This is a genomic window from Limnohabitans planktonicus II-D5 (genome assembly GCF_001270065.2).
Lineage (GTDB): Bacteria > Pseudomonadota > Gammaproteobacteria > Burkholderiales > Burkholderiaceae_C > Limnohabitans_A > Limnohabitans_A planktonicus.
Genome location: NZ_LFYT02000009.1, coordinates 131,545 through 145,067 on the forward strand (window position 1 = coordinate 131,545; position 13,523 = coordinate 145,067).

13 protein-coding genes are annotated in these 13,523 nt (G+C 60.6%); 2 read left to right on the forward strand and 11 right to left on the reverse strand.

What is annotated here, in order from left to right; translation table 11 throughout:
- Positions 1-9: 9 nt before the first annotated feature.
- The 3 genes from H663_RS29910 to phaP all read right to left on the reverse strand — a co-directional run bounded on the left by H663_RS29910 (position 10) and on the right by phaP (position 3,765).
- Positions 10-2,187 (reverse strand): caspase family protein, encoded by a 2,178-nt coding sequence (locus H663_RS29910; RefSeq protein WP_165803894.1) that lies wholly within the window; start codon positions 2,185-2,187, stop codon positions 10-12.
- Between the two features lie 147 nt (positions 2,188-2,334).
- Complete coding sequence (locus tag H663_RS29915; RefSeq protein WP_053169098.1) at positions 2,335-3,123, reverse strand: enoyl-CoA hydratase/isomerase family protein; 789 nt, start codon at positions 3,121-3,123, stop codon at positions 2,335-2,337.
- A gap of 84 nt (positions 3,124-3,207) precedes the next feature.
- Complete coding sequence (gene phaP, locus H663_RS29920; protein WP_053169428.1) at positions 3,208-3,765, reverse strand: TIGR01841 family phasin; 558 nt, start codon at positions 3,763-3,765, stop codon at positions 3,208-3,210.
- Positions 3,766-3,993: 228 nt separating this feature from the next.
- Here phaP and H663_RS29925 point away from each other — a divergent pair, with 228 nt between their 5' ends.
- Positions 3,994-4,593, forward strand: a complete 600-nt coding sequence (locus H663_RS29925) for a hypothetical protein (protein WP_053169100.1) — start codon at positions 3,994-3,996, stop codon at positions 4,591-4,593.
- 25 nt (positions 4,594-4,618) lie between these two features.
- Here the strand turns inward: H663_RS29925 and H663_RS29930 are convergent, their stop codons facing one another.
- The 4 genes from H663_RS29930 to mdeB form a co-directional block, all read right to left on the reverse strand.
- Complete coding sequence (locus H663_RS29930) at positions 4,619-5,548, reverse strand: alpha/beta hydrolase (protein ID WP_053169102.1); 930 nt, start codon at positions 5,546-5,548, stop codon at positions 4,619-4,621.
- An 86-nt stretch (positions 5,549-5,634) separates the two neighbouring features.
- A complete protein-coding gene (locus tag H663_RS29935) occupies positions 5,635-5,958 on the reverse strand; it encodes a type II toxin-antitoxin system HicB family antitoxin (RefSeq protein ID WP_053169104.1) in 324 nt (107 codons plus the stop codon).
- On the reverse strand, positions 5,955-6,203 hold the full coding sequence (locus H663_RS29940) for a toxin HicA (RefSeq protein ID WP_053169106.1): 249 nt from the start codon (positions 6,201-6,203) through the stop codon (positions 5,955-5,957). Before H663_RS29940 ends, H663_RS29935 begins: the two co-directional genes overlap by 4 nt.
- A 271-nt stretch (positions 6,204-6,474) precedes the next feature.
- The gene (gene mdeB / locus H663_RS29945) at positions 6,475-9,135 is read right to left on the reverse strand and encodes an alpha-ketoglutarate dehydrogenase (RefSeq protein ID WP_053169108.1); all 2,661 of its coding nucleotides are present in this window, start codon (positions 9,133-9,135) and stop codon (positions 6,475-6,477) included.
- Positions 9,136-9,237: 102 nt separating this feature from the next.
- On the opposite strand from mdeB, the gene H663_RS29950 reads away from it, so the two are divergent.
- Positions 9,238-9,705 (forward strand): Lrp/AsnC family transcriptional regulator, encoded by a 468-nt coding sequence (locus H663_RS29950; RefSeq protein WP_053169430.1) that lies wholly within the window; start codon positions 9,238-9,240, stop codon positions 9,703-9,705.
- 72 nt (positions 9,706-9,777) lie between these two features.
- On the opposite strand, the gene H663_RS29955 is transcribed toward H663_RS29950, so the two are convergent.
- From H663_RS29955 to H663_RS29970, 4 genes are all read right to left on the reverse strand, one after another.
- Positions 9,778-10,113 (reverse strand): type II toxin-antitoxin system HicB family antitoxin, encoded by a 336-nt coding sequence (locus H663_RS29955; RefSeq protein WP_053169110.1) that lies wholly within the window; start codon positions 10,111-10,113, stop codon positions 9,778-9,780.
- Complete coding sequence (locus tag H663_RS29960; RefSeq protein ID WP_240620478.1) at positions 10,110-10,469, reverse strand: type II toxin-antitoxin system HicA family toxin; 360 nt, start codon at positions 10,467-10,469, stop codon at positions 10,110-10,112. Before H663_RS29960 ends, H663_RS29955 begins: the two co-directional genes overlap by 4 nt.
- Positions 10,470-10,562: 93 nt before the next feature.
- Positions 10,563-11,741, reverse strand: a complete 1,179-nt coding sequence (locus H663_RS29965) for a Fic family protein (RefSeq protein ID WP_240620479.1) — start codon at positions 11,739-11,741, stop codon at positions 10,563-10,565.
- A 187-nt stretch (positions 11,742-11,928) separates the two neighbouring features.
- Positions 11,929-12,552: a 3'-5' exonuclease gene (locus H663_RS29970; RefSeq protein WP_053169116.1), complete on the reverse strand. Its 624-nt coding sequence runs from the start codon at positions 12,550-12,552 to the stop codon at positions 11,929-11,931.
- Positions 12,553-13,523: the final 971 nt, after the last annotated feature.

Consider the following 13,523-nt stretch of genomic DNA (forward strand, 5'->3'; position numbering starts at 1 on the left):
GGTCCAGCCTCAGGGGCGAAAAAAGAAATCGCCCAGGGTTTGGTCGTAGACAGCGGGCACTTGTTCATGCCCCACGGTCTTTGAAAGCCGCGCCACTTCGTTGCGCACGTTTCGCACCAATCGCTCAATGGAAACGCCGGGTTTGTCAATTTCCTTGAGCAGCACCCGTGTGAACAAGCCATGGGGCTCACGGTCTTGCGGCCCCAGACGGTCCAGCGCTTGCTGGCCGGTGCCCGCTGAAAACATCACCATCTGACCTGTTGCAGCAGAGGTGGAAGCCAGCCCTCGCCCGCCGATGGCCCGACCGGCTGTTTTGAAAGGGTTATCACGGCAAGCATCAATGATGGCCAAGGCAAACCGCGCCTTGGTGTCCTGAAAATCATCCAGAAGTCGTTGCAGTGGAATGGCCTCATCGCGCACCTGGTCTTCTGACTGTCCACGGATATCGACGGGCAGCAGGTAATTGGTCGCCCCCAATTGCACCCCGTGCCCTGCAAAAAAGACGACGACCTCATCACCACCGCGAATTTGTGACTTGAATGTGCGGATGGCCTCTTTCATGCCACGCTCGGTCAAATCCAGATGGGTCGACACCTCAAAACCCAAGCGTCCCAAGGTCTTGCTCATGGCACGGGCGTCTGAGCGTGCGTTTTGCAGGACCGCAACCTCTTTGTAGGCGTCATTGCCCATGATCAGTGCTCGGCGCATGCCCGTGCGTGCGTCATTGGCCGAGACGGGCACATCCAGCGCAGGGGCCTTCTGCGCCTGGATCTGGCTCAGTTGCTCTTTGAGTTTGGACAGCTCCGCATTCACCCGCAAGATTTCCTGCGCATCACGTTGCCGCGCCTCTTGCGCCAATCGTTCCTGAGCCAAGGCTTCGGCCTCCTTTTGACGTTTCAGGCTTTCGGCAGCGGCCAGTTGCCGGTCTTGCTCGAGTTTGAGCGCCTGAGCTTTTGCCAAGGCTTCGGCCTCCTTTTGGCGCTTCAGATTCTCGGCTGCGGCCAGTTGCCGTTCTTGCTCGAGTTTGAGCGCCTGAGCTTTTGCCAAGGCTTCGGCCTCTTTTTGGCGTTTCAGACTCTCGGCAGCGGCCAGTTGCCGGTCTTGCTCGAGTTTGAGCGCCTGAGCTTGCGCCAAGGCTTCGGCCTCTTTTTGGCGCTTCAGGTTCTCGGCTGCGGCCAATTGCCGGTCTTGCTCGAGTTTGAGCGCCTGAGCTTGGGCCAAGGTTTCGGCCTCCTTTTGGCGCTTCAGGTTCTCGGCTGCGGCCACTTGCCGGTCTTGCTCCAGTTTGAGCGCCTGTGCCTGTGCCTGTGCCTGTGCCTGTGCCTGGCTATCAGATGAGTCCGCTTTCAGTTCGCTGCGATCTATCGCATAAGCAGTCGCCAGATAGTTGTTGCGATCGTCCTTTTCAATGTTCTGGACAATGGTGTCTGTTAATGAGATGAAATGTACCGTGGTGTTGGTGCTTTTAAATACACGCCCGCTTTGCACTTCGAGTTTATGAACCCCCACGGGCAACAGGAAATCTTGTTGTTCAGCGGACCGGCAGGGCATCTGCACACCCACAAATCGAACCGTGCAATCTTCCAGGTTGTTGCCGGCATTCAAACCCAATTGCAAGCTTCCCAAGCCCAGCAAGCCCTTCGCATTCACCGCTGGCAATTGCAACAAGCGCGCAAACAACAGGTCTCGAATCGCGGCTGCGGCTTCACCCGCGTCAGGCACCAACGCCATCAATTCCTGACGCAAAGGCGCTTCGTCCAACTTGAAGACCGACCAATTCAACTGCCGCAAAATTTCTGCACGTCCACCACGCACCACGGCCAATTCCTGGCCTTGACGCACCACAGCGCCCACCGCAATGCCTGCGGTTCGCTCCCAGGACATGGGCGACGCAATCAGGGATATCCAGCCGTTCGGGTGTCCGATGACAAAACCCGTTTGTGACGATGAAAGCCCCCCCGCGTACAGCAAGGTGCCATCTGCTGGCACCAGCACTTTTTGCAAGGCATTGACCTCCAGCCACAGCCCGGGCCTGGGGCCAGAGAATTTCGTCTGAGTCAAAGGCTTGTCGGGATTGGCTTCCACGGGCAGCGCCCATTGCAAAGCACTGGCAGACGTATCGGCAGGCGTACCGGTGGACGCGACTGCCCACGCACCGTGCAACAAGTTGCCCCAGATCCAGAGCATGAAAAATGTGATTCGCAACAACATGGCTCGAAGGGTAGATAGAGGTCAGCGACGTGAAACCAGGGCAGATATTACCCCTGCGACCCAACGGGTCGCGCCGAACTCATCTCTTGCGACACTCGTCAGAGAGCGGCGGCGTCCACTTTTTCAACGCCCCACGAACACCGGCTTGCGGCGCTCGGCAAAGGCGGCGCGGCCTTCGGCGAAGTCTGCGCTGGTGCTGGTCAGCGCTTCACGGGCGCGCAAGGTGGGCCAGTCCATATGGCCTGCAGCGATTTCATTCAGGGATTTTTTGGTTTCCTGAGCAGCCAGCGGGGCCAGGGCCAGAATGTCTTCGGTCAGCGCCTGCAGCGTGTCCGACCACTCATCGACGCTGACAAAAGCTTCAAACAAACCCAGCCGCTCCAGTTGTTGCCAGTTGAAAGGCCGGGCGGTCAGAAATGCCCGCTTGGCAGCCGCCACCCCAAAGCGGCTGATGTAGCGCTGCAAGCCGCTGGGGTAGTAATGCAACCCCAGGGCCGTGGCGGGCATGCGCCACTCAATGCCTTGCAGCCCCACACGCAGGTCGCAGGCCAGCACCACGTCGGTGGCACCGCCGTAAACACTGCCGTTGAGCGCGCAAATGGTGATGGGCCGCAGCACGGTCAGCGCTTCGGGCACTTTTTCAAACGCCGTGGCGCCCTGTCCGGGCTCCTTGAAACCGCCGATGTCATAACCCGCACAAAACACCGGCTTGAGCTGACCGGCGGTGTTGGCCGTCAGCACCAGCACGCGCACCTCGGGGTTGCGGTCGATGGCCTCGAACTGGGTCAACAAAGTTTGCAGATCGCCGTTTTCCAGCCGGTTGCGCTGCGCCGGACGGTTCAAGGTGATGGTGGCCACGCCACCGGCGATGTGCAGTGCAGGGGGTGACGGCTGAGCCAAAGCAGGATTCATCGCAATTCCAATAACAACAAAGGCGTCCGAAGACGCCCTTGATTGTAGAAAGCGCCCCAACAGGGGCGCTCATTGCGCGAAGGCTCAAGCCTTGGCTTTGGCCTTGCTCATGGCGGCTTTGACCGAAGCTTCGGCTTGGGCAGTAGCGGCCTTCAGGTTGGACTCTGCGCTGTCAGCGGCTTGCTTGGCCACTTTTTTCAGGGTTTCAGCGGCGTTTTGGCTGGCTTCGAAAGCGCTTTTGATCACGGCCACAGCGGCGTCAGAACCGGCGGGGGCGTTTTTCAGGCTGTTTTCAACCAGGCTTTTGACAGCTTGCTCGGACTCGGCCATTTTGCTTTCGACGGCTTTGGTGAACTCGCCGCCGGTGCTTTGAGCGATTTCAGCCAGGTGACGGCCATAAGACACCGACTTTTCGAAAGCAGGCTGCACCAAAGCAGCTTGCACGGCCAGCAGGTCCTGGGGGGTCTTGGCAGCGATCATGGCTTGCATGTTGGCGAAAGACTCACCCACAGCGGCTTTGCCAGCGGCCATGTTCAGCTCGACCAGGCGCTCGAAACCGGCGAAAGCGGTTTGCGACAGGTCAGCAGCAGCGGCTAGGTTGGCTTGTTGGGTGGCGGCGAATTGTTCAGCATTGAAGTTCATGGTTTTTTCCTTTTTGGAAGTTTTGTTGCAATGCAGCAATTTGAACACCCCCTCTGAACTGAAACAAGGGTCAAGCTGTTCTTTAGAGTCGTCTCTCCAAAACCTCGACAGGCATGATCTGCGTCACAGACATGTCACATCCTTGTGTTTTTGAGTGCGGCCTCGAAACGGGCTTGGGGCTCTTTACACTCTGGGCTTCGGCCTCTTGGGCCATGAGGTCACATTCGTATGGAATTATTCAGTTTGTTCTTGCTGCTGGGCTTGGGCGTTCACTGGCTCAATGCCCGTGGTCAGCGCCAGCGCACCGCCTTGCTGGCCGAACAATTGCGCCCCTACCAGATTGAAAAACACATGGAGCAGCTGACCAGCGCCTACATGCGCGCACTGGGCGAAAGCGACCTGGCGCGGCAAACGCAAATTTTGCAATTGCAAGAACAGGCCGAGCAGCAGCTGGCCGCAGACTTTCAAAATCTGGCCCAGGCCTTCGCCAAACTGCCAGCCCCTGCCACACGCGCCTTCAAGATTGCGCTGCCGTTTGTGGACCAACTCTCCCCCAAGGCCACTATTGACATGCGCAGGATGCTGGAGACGCACGCCAAAGGCATAGCTCAGGCGGTTGACAACGCGCAGGGCTTGACCCTGAAGGAACGCGCGTTTCGCCTGATGGGGGAAATGTTCCTCATGCAGCACAGCTGCCACTGGTTTTGCAAATCCAAGACCATCGCCTCGGCACGCATGGTGGCCCGGCACCAAACCCGTTACGAGCAAGCGCTCCAAGCGGTCAGCCCTGAAACCCGGCAGGCTTACCTGGCCGTCATCGAGGCCTGAACCGCGGGCGCAGCGGCTTGCAGACTCAAGCCCAAGCGGTGCGCAAAGCGTGCGCACACAAAGCCACCGCCGTGTTGGCCTCTTGCAGCACCCGGCCCATGGTGATGAAGCCATGGATTTGCCGTTCAAAGCAGATGTATTGCGAGGACACGCCCGCCTGGGTCAGCGCATCGGCATACATCAGGCCCTCGTCGCGCAAAGGATCAAACCCAGCCGTCAGCACGAAGGCCGGGGGCAAGTGGGCATGGCTGGTGGCCAACTGGGGCGAAGCACGCCAATCCTGAGCGTCTTGTGGCCCACGCAAGTAGTTGCCCGAATACCAGGCCATGGACTCGCGCGTGAGCATGTAGCCTTGACCGTTGGTCTGGTACGAGGCGGTCTCTGGGGCCATGAGGGTGCTGGGGTAAATCAACAACTGAAGCACCGGCTTGAGGCCCAAGTCACGCAAGCCCAGGCAGGCCGCAGCGGCCAGATTGCCCCCCGCGCTGTCGCCGCCAATGGCGATACGTGCCGGGTCAATGCCCAAAGCCGCTGCTTGCGAAGCCACCCACTGCCAGGCGGCCACCGCATCGTCATAGGCCGCCGGAAATTTGTGCTCTGGCCCCATCCGGTAATCCACCGCCACCACCACGCCATGGGCTTGCTGGCACAGGCTGCGGCACAGCACATCGTGTGTGTCCAAGTCGCCAATCGTCCAGCCGCCGCCATGCAGGTACACCAAGGCGGGCATGGCCTGGGTGGCCCCGGCCGGGTGGTACACGCGCACGGCGATGTCCACACCCGAATGCTTGAACGACAGGTCTTGCACCCGCCCCACCTCGGGCGCATCGGGCTGGGTGAAAGTGCGCCGCGCCCGGTAAGAGGACCGCGCCTCGGCGGGTGTTTGCGTGTAGACCGGCGGGATGCCCTTTTCGCTCAACAAAGTCATCAGGGCTTGGGCTTGCGGGTCGAGCATGAGGCAACTCCGAGGGGGTGTAGGGACAACGGATTAAGGGTGGGCTAGCTTTACCCGAACTTCATGTCGGGTAGACACTGGCTTGTTCAGGCCGCCAACTTTGCGCTGGCAAGGCGGTTCAGGCTGACGCCCTGTTCGGCAGCCAACAGTGCCAGATTGCGGTGAACAAGCGGCGGAATGCGGACACGGAACTCACCGCTGTAGCTTTTGTCGGCCAGCGCCACCGGGACGGGCTCGCCATTCGACAGCATGTCGGCAACGACCTCACCCACCAACTTTTGAATGCCTTTGAGCGCAGCTTCGGGCGTTTTTGCCAACCAGCTCAGGGAAGCGAACTCGGTGCACAAGCCCACATGCTCGCCATCTTCTGGCGACCATGTCACGCGGTAGGTGTAGTGTTGAATGTTCATGATGGACTGCCTAATTTTTCGATCGCTTGAAGCACTTGTCTGACTTGATAAGGCTTTGCCTTGCCTTTGGCGTTCTGGATGTTGACGCGTGGATCGCCTGGCCAAGGTGTCTTGAAAATGGCGTGGCTGCTTCCGTCTTGCCTTGGCTTGCCGAAGTAGGACACACACACCTTCTTGAAGTCATTGAAGCTGACATTGCCCGGTTCCCGGCGCATCATCTCCAGAATTTTTTCGATTTGTGCCATGGCTATTATGGTGCCATTATTGATACCACGCGTCAACCAAGATTTAGACCTATTCATCCGGCCCGATGAAGTTTGAATGACCCTCGTTGGTGCCGAGCATGCCGATATGGTTGTCTTTGTAAGAGCCCACCCTGTGGGCGATGGTTTGCAAGGCGTGTTCCACGCCCATCGCCCACAGGGGTGGGCTACAAAAAACGATCCCTTACCTGTTGTTCAAGACTTCAAGGGGCCGGATCAATAGGGGTCTCGGCGCACTGCGCTGAATGTCGAGTTAAGCGGCCAACGCCCTCAATGCCGCTTGCGCAATGCTGTCTGCGTCCACCGCAAAGAAGCGGCGCAGCGCAGCCCGTGTGTCGCTGCGGCCAAAGCCGTCGGTGCCCAGCGTGCTGTAGCGGCGGCCTTCGGGCACGAAGGCGCGCACGCTCTCGGGCACGGCGCGCACGTAGTCGGTGGCGGCGATCACGGGGCCTTGAGTGGTTGACAACAAGGTTGCCAAATGTCCGCTGCATGGGCCACTGACAGCACCAGCAGAACCAAGACCAACACCCACCGCCTGAGCCCCATCAGCCAGACGCTCAAGCGCCATGCCGTCTCGCGCCAACTCACTCCAGCTGGTGATGCTCAGCACCTCCACGCCCACGCCTTGTGCGGCCAATTGCTGCGCGGCTTTGACCACTTCGGTCAAGATCGCACCAGAGCCGAGCAAGGTCACACGCTGGGCCGCATCGCTGGGGCCGTACACGCCAAAGCAATACCCCCCGCGCAGCACATCGGCCTCCACGCCCAAAGGCAAGTCGGGCTGGGCGTAGTTCTCGTTCATCAGGGTCACGTAATAAAACACGTCGGCTTGCCGCTCGACCATCTCGCGCATGCCCGCGTCCAGAATCACTGCCAGCTCGCCCGCAAACGCCGGGTCGTACGCCTTGCAGTTGGGGATGGTGGCCGCCACCAAATGGCTGCTGCCGTCCTGGTGTTGCAGGCCTTCGCCGCCCAAGGTGGTGCGGCCTGAGGTCGCACCCAACAAAAAGCCCCGGGCGCGTTGGTCGGCCGCCGCCCAAATGGCGTCGCCCACACGCTGAAAGCCGAACATCGAGTAATAAATATAAAAGGGCAGCATGGCCAAGCCGTGCACGCTGTAGCTGGTGGCCGCCGCCGTCCAGCTGGCGATCGCGCCCGCTTCGCTGATGCCTTCTTCCAGAATCTGGCCGTCGGTGGCTTCGCGGTAACTCAGCACCGAGCCGATGTCTTCGGGCGCGTAGCGCTGGCCCACGCTGCTGTAAATGCCCACCTGCTTGAACAGGTTGGCCATACCGAATGTCCGCGCCTCGTCGGCCACGATCGGCACGATGCGCGGGCCGAGTTGCGTGTCTTTGAGCAGGTTGCCCAGCATGCGCACAAAGGCCATGGTGGTGCTCATCTCTTTGCCGTCGGCCTGCAGCGCAAACTGACCGTAACTGCTGAGGGCAGGAACAGGCAAACGGTCACACACCGTCTCGCGTTTGGGCAAGCTGCCACCCAAGCGGGCGCGGTGTTCGCGCAGGTAGCGCATCTCGGCGCTGTCGTCGGCGGGTTTGTAGAACGCCAAGCCCTTGGCCTGCTCGTCGCTCAGCGGCAGGTCAAAGCGGTTGCGGTAGTCGATGAGGTCTTGCTCGTCGAACTTCTTTTGGCTGTGCGTGGTCATCTTGCCTTGGCCCGCGCTGCCCATGCCAAAGCCTTTTTTGGTGTGCGCCAAGATCACGGTGGGTTGGCCACGGTGCGCGGCTGCTGCGGCATAAGCGGCGTGGATCTTCACGATGTCGTGGCCACCGCGCTTGAGCCGGTCAATCTGCTCGTCGGTCATGCCCTGCGCCAGCCGCGCCAGCTCTTCGTTTTGGCCAAAGAAGTTGTCGCGGTTGTAGCGCCCGTCCTTGGCGGCAAAGGTCTGCATTTGGCCGTCCACCGTGTTGGCAAAAGCGCGCAGCAAAGCGCCCGAGGTGTCGCGCGCCAGCAGGCCATCCCAGTCGCTTCCCCAGACCAGCTTGATCACGTTCCAGCCCGCACCGGCAAACAGCTTTTCAAGCTCGTCGATGATGCGGCCGTTGCCGCGCACCGGGCCGTCTAGGCGCTGCAAATTGCAGTTGACCACCCACACCAGGTTGTCGAGTTTTTCTCGCGCGGCCAAGGTCAAGGCGCTCATGCTCTCGGGCTCGTCCATCTCGCCGTCACCAAACACGCCCCACACCTTGCGGGCGCTGCAGTCTTGCAGCTGGCGGTGCGTCAGGTAGCGCATGAAGCGCGCATGGTAGATCGAGCTGATCGGCCCCAAACCCATCGAGCCCGTGGGGAACTGCCAAAAGTCGGGCATCAGCCAAGGGTGCGGGTAGCTCGACAAACCGCGTGCGCCGCTGTCGGGTGCGGTGATCTCTTGGCGGTAATGCATCAGGTCCGCCTCGGTGAGGCGCCCTTCGAGAAAAGCGCGGGCGTAAACGCCGGGTGCACTGTGCGGCTGAAAGAACACCAAGTCGCCCCGGTGTTGCTCGGTGCGCGCATGAAAGAAGTGGTGGAAGCCGGTCTCGAACAAATCGGCCACGCTGGCGTAACTGGCGATGTGCCCGCCCAACTCGCCATAGGCCTGGTTGGCGCGCACCACCATGGCCAGCGCGTTCCAACGCATGATGGCCACCAGCCGCTCTTCGGTGGCCAAGTCGCCGGGGAACACGGGCTGGTCATCGACCGCGATGGTGTTCATATAAGGCGTGTTCAGCTCGGGCTGCCAGCCCGTGCGCTGTTGGCGCGCCACGACGGCCAGCTCGTCCAGAATCTGGCGGGCACGCGCTGGGCCTTGGGTGCCGATCAGAGCCAGCAAAGCCTCGCGCCATTCGGCGGTTTCTTCGTGGTCCAAATCGTGGGGGTGTGACAGCGCGTGCAAGAGGGGTTCAAAAGGTGCGTTCATGCATTTGACTGTACCGGGCAGCGCGGCGCATGTGCTGCCTATTCAAGCCACCATATCCTTCATTTAAAGCACAATATGCCGAATTAAATGGAATTTCAGCACATGATCCTGGACAACGTGGATTTGAAGATACTCGACGAACTGCAGCGTGACGGTTCGCTGTCCAACGTGACGCTGGCCAAACGCATCGGCCTGTCGCCCTCGCCGTGCCTGGCCCGCGTCAAGGCACTCGAGAGCAACGGCGTGATCCAGCGCTACGTGGCGCTGGCCAGCGCGGCGGCGCTGGGGCTGGGCCTCACGGTGTTCATCTCCATCAGCCTCAAGACCCAAAGCAAGGAAACCCTGGCCGACTTTGAGGCGCACATCGCCCGGCACGACGAAGTGATGGAGTGCTATTTGATGACCGGCGACAGCGACTATTTGCTGCGCGTGGCCGTGCGCGACATGGCAGCGCTGGAGCGCTTCATCCTGGAGCAGCTCTCACCGATTCCGGGGGTGGAAAAAATCCGCTCCAGTTTTGCGCTCAAGCAGGTGCGCTACAAAACGGCGCTGCCGCTGGGTTTGGGGTGAGGGTGAGGGTGAAGGTGAAGGGCTTTCAGCCCTTCGCCTCGGCCTCAAAGCTGACGCGTGCAGCACCCCACTTCATCTTTGCGCCGCAGCCTGTTGCAAGACCTTGCCAGCCCATTGGTTCAAACTCACGCCGCTGGCTTGAGCGGCGATCAGTGCTGCGCTGTGCACCTCGGGCGCAACCCTCAGCATCAGCTTTCCACTGGCAGGCTTTTCTGGTGTTTTGCCGATTTTTGCGCAGGCATCGATGTAATCGTCAACGGCCTCTTCAAACGCTGCGCGCAAACCAGCCACATCGTTGGCATGAAAGCCCACCACGTCGCGCAGCCCCAGCAAGCGCCCAACAAGTATGTTGTCGCGTGCATCAATCTCGATGCGGGCCGTGTAGCCTTTGAATGTCATGGTGCTCATGGTGTGACTCCTATCAGGATCAGAAAATTTCGGGCATCGTCGACTTGGTAGGCCTTGGCCTCTTTGGCTGGGTGGGGACGGTGAAAACTGGCGATCGTCGAGCCATGGCAAAACTTCACGCGCGATCCGTTGCCCTCGATCACTGTGCAGCCCACAGCCACCAGCAGCGATTCAATGCGCGCCCATTCAAGGTTTGCCGTTGTTGGCTTTGCAAAAATAGCAGCCAGTGTTTTGATCTGCTTGCTGTTCATGCTTGCAATTATGACGGTTGTTTCAAATGCTGCAGGCCATGACGACGCTTGAATGCCCCCACAGGGTTGGGTGAACACCGGCACACCGAATACCGGCAGGGCCATGGCCCTGCCTGCGTGGCTGCAACTCCCTGCTGCGCGTGGCCGTGCGCTACAAAACGGCGCTTCCGCTGGGCTTGGGGTGAATGTGAGTCGCGTTCAGCCCTGCGCCTCGGCCTCCGGCCACAAACTTGGAAAATAAAAGCGCAGCGCGTGCTGCGGCACGCCCAGGCGCAGCTTGCCGTAGGGTGAATCACTTTCCAGCAAGCCCCGTTTGAGCAAAGCCGACACCTGCGCCGTTGCCAAGCGTTCGCCCAAACCCAGCATGGCTTTGAAGTCGGCCCGATCCAATTCGGCCTGCGACGCAAACAGGTAATGCAGCGCCCGCAAAGCCTCGGCGCGTACGCCTTGCTTGACCACGTTTTCCTCGTAAGCCAAACAAGCCGCCATGCGGTCCTTCATGCCATCAAGCGACAGCAAGCCCGACATCAAGTCGACTTGGTCCATGCACACGCCCAGTACGTAATCGATCCAGCGAATCAAACCCGACTCGGTCAGGTTGCCACGGCCATTCAGATCGCCTGCCCGGGGTTCATCGGCTGCGGCCAAGTTGGCGTAGTAGGCTTCGTGTGTGCGGGGAAAGCCCCGCAATGGCGACCACAAACCGTTGGTCAGGCCCATGTGGCCCAACACCAAATGGCTGTGCAGCCGAACCACGCGGCCATTGCCGTCGGCAAAAGGGTGAATCCAGGCCAGGCGCTGGTGCGCTGCGGCCATGGCGACCAACTGCAATTCGCCCCGCCTGACGCCCGAATAAACGCTGGTCCAACGCGACAAAAACGCAGGCAAAACTGCAGTGGCCGGGGCGGCATGGCGGCCCACGCTCACCTCGCGCTCCCGCAGGGCACCGGGCTGCAAGGTTTGCACGCCCCCAGGTGATTCGATGGCGCGATCGGCCTCGGGCAATCGGGCGAACAAATCCTGGTGGATATCGCAAACCGTTTGCACCGACCAGACTTTCGCGGCGTCCCATGCAGGCCACAGCGCCTCCAGCTGCGCTTCGGTGGCCATGTGGGCCAGCGCCATGCGCTGGCGGCGCGCTTTGTCAGCATCTTGCGCGTAATCATTGCGCAGGGCCTGCTCGATCTCCAAAGGCAAAGTGTGCTGCCCTTCAATTTTGTTGGAGTAATACGAGTTCATGGCCCGCAAAGACGAACGCAGCCCCGGCAAGGCCCCGCTTGGGCACCAGCCCGACAAACGGTCCGCCTTGCGGATCAGGTCATACGCACGCTCCAGCAGGGGGCCCATCCGGTGCTCGGAAGGCAACAGGGGCTCCATCTGCGCAGGATGGTCATTAAGCTGAAATTTTTGCGACTTTGACATAAGACGCAAGTCTATGTCATGCAAGGATATTTACCAAATCATGCGGATATTTTTGCGACTTTGATTGCGACTTAGTTTGCGCCATTCAGCCCCCGCCAAACTCTGCGGCAACACACACCATGTCGGACCTGAAGGTGCCGACCTACGAAGATCCAGGGCCACCTGTGCGCTGCTTCAAATACGGCCCCACCATGTGGCGGCTGGTGCGCTGCAAGCCCATCAGCAAAGCATGGTCGGTTTGCGCGCAGCCGTAGCGGGTTTTCAGGTCGTGCTGCATCTGCGCCAGCAAATGCGCGGCCATCTCGGCATCGGCCAAGGCCCGGTGGGCCCGGCCTGACGACGGCAAATGGTGCAGCGCCGCCAGCGTGCCCAGCTTGTGGTTGGGCGCTTGCGGGTAAAGGCGGCGCGACAGCAGCAAAGTGCAGGCAAAGGCGTGCCCGCCGTCTTGCCCGCAACGGGCCAGCTCGGCCTGCCAGAACTTTTTGTCAAAGGCCGCGTTGTGCGCCACCATGGGCCGCCCGCCCACAAAGCGAGCCGCCTCGCGCATCACCTGCTCGGCAGCTGGCGCTGCCTGCACCATCTCGTTGGTGATGCCCGTGAGCTGCGTGATGAAACTGTTCACCCGCACCCCGGCGTTCATCAGGCTCTGATAACGGTCGACCACCTGACCGTTTTCCAGCAACACAATTGCCACCTCGGTGGCGCGGTCGCCCATATTGGGAGAAATCCCGGTGGTCTCAAAGTCGATGACGGCGATGGTGCTCACGTTGCTCGGTCCTGGTGAAATGGGGTGCCCATTATCAATCGACAGTCGCAGAGCCACCACTTGATCGCCAGCAGACCTGGGACGACAAAGAAACCTGGGCGTCTTTTTCGAATGTCATTGCAAATCTGCATCTTCGAGTCCGACATGGTGGGGGATGCACAGGCCCATGTCGGGGTCTTCGACCGCCGACCTACAGCATGGATCCGTAGGTCGGTACTCGAAGAGTCCGACGTTTGCCCGCTTCGGCCAGGCCCCATGTCGGGGTCTGCGACCGCCGACCTACAGCATGAATCCGTAGGTCGGTACTCGAAGAGTCCGACGTCTGCCCGCTTCGGCACAGGCCCCTGAGCCGAGTGTTGCCCCTTGGGAGGATTTTGTGGGAGCTTGCCCTGCAAGCGAAAAGCCTGTGGTCCACATGCGTCTGATCGCCAGCAGGGCTGGCTCCCACAAGGTGCAAGATTGAAGTTTTCCCGCTTCGCACAGGCCCCATGTCGGGGTCTGCGACCGCCGACCTACAGCATGCACCCGTAGGTCGGTACTCGAAGAGTCCGACGTTTGGCTGCTTCGGCGCAGGCCCCATGTCGGGGTCTGCGACCGCCGACCTACAGCATGCACCCGTAGGTCGGCACTCGAAGAGTCCGACGTCTGGCCGCTTCGGCACAGGCCCCATGTCGGGGTCTCCGACCGCCGACGTACAGCATGCATCCGTAGGTCGGCACTCGAAGAGTCCGACGTTTGCCCGCTTCGGCGCAGGCCCCTGAGCCGAGTGTTGCCCCTTGGGAGGATTTTGTGGGAGCTTGCCCTGCAAGCGAAAAGCCTGTGGTCCACATGCGTCTGATCGCCAGCAGGGCTGGCTCCCACAAGGTGCAAGATTGAAGTTTTCCCGCTTCGGCGCAGGCCCCATGTCGGGGTCTGCGACCGCCGACCTACAGCATGAATCCGTAGGTCGGCACTCGAAGAGTCCGACTTTT

What these genes read in the sequence shown, in the direction of transcription:
- H663_RS29910 (WP_165803894.1), bottom strand. Translation starts at nt 2,187, where the DNA reads ATGCTCTGGATCTGGGGCAACTTGTTGCACGGTGCGTGGGCAGTCGCG.
- H663_RS29915 (WP_053169098.1), bottom strand. Translation starts at nt 3,123, where the DNA reads ATGAATCCTGCTTTGGCTCAGCCGTCACCCCCTGCACTGCACATCGCC.
- phaP (WP_053169428.1), bottom strand. Translation starts at nt 3,765, where the DNA reads ATGAACTTCAATGCTGAACAATTCGCCGCCACCCAACAAGCCAACCTA.
- H663_RS29925 (WP_053169100.1), top strand. Translation starts at nt 3,994, where the DNA reads ATGGAATTATTCAGTTTGTTCTTGCTGCTGGGCTTGGGCGTTCACTGG.
- H663_RS29930 (WP_053169102.1), bottom strand. Translation starts at nt 5,548, where the DNA reads ATGCTCGACCCGCAAGCCCAAGCCCTGATGACTTTGTTGAGCGAAAAG.
- H663_RS29935 (WP_053169104.1), bottom strand. Translation starts at nt 5,958, where the DNA reads ATGAACATTCAACACTACACCTACCGCGTGACATGGTCGCCAGAAGAT.
- H663_RS29940 (WP_053169106.1), bottom strand. Translation starts at nt 6,203, where the DNA reads ATGGCACAAATCGAAAAAATTCTGGAGATGATGCGCCGGGAACCGGGC.
- mdeB (WP_053169108.1), bottom strand. Translation starts at nt 9,135, where the DNA reads ATGAACGCACCTTTTGAACCCCTCTTGCACGCGCTGTCACACCCCCAC.
- H663_RS29950 (WP_053169430.1), top strand. Translation starts at nt 9,238, where the DNA reads ATGATCCTGGACAACGTGGATTTGAAGATACTCGACGAACTGCAGCGT.
- H663_RS29955 (WP_053169110.1), bottom strand. Translation starts at nt 10,113, where the DNA reads ATGAGCACCATGACATTCAAAGGCTACACGGCCCGCATCGAGATTGAT.
- H663_RS29960 (WP_240620478.1), bottom strand. Translation starts at nt 10,469, where the DNA reads ATGGCCCTGCCGGTATTCGGTGTGCCGGTGTTCACCCAACCCTGTGGG.
- H663_RS29965 (WP_240620479.1), bottom strand. Translation starts at nt 11,741, where the DNA reads ATGGAGCCCCTGTTGCCTTCCGAGCACCGGATGGGCCCCCTGCTGGAG.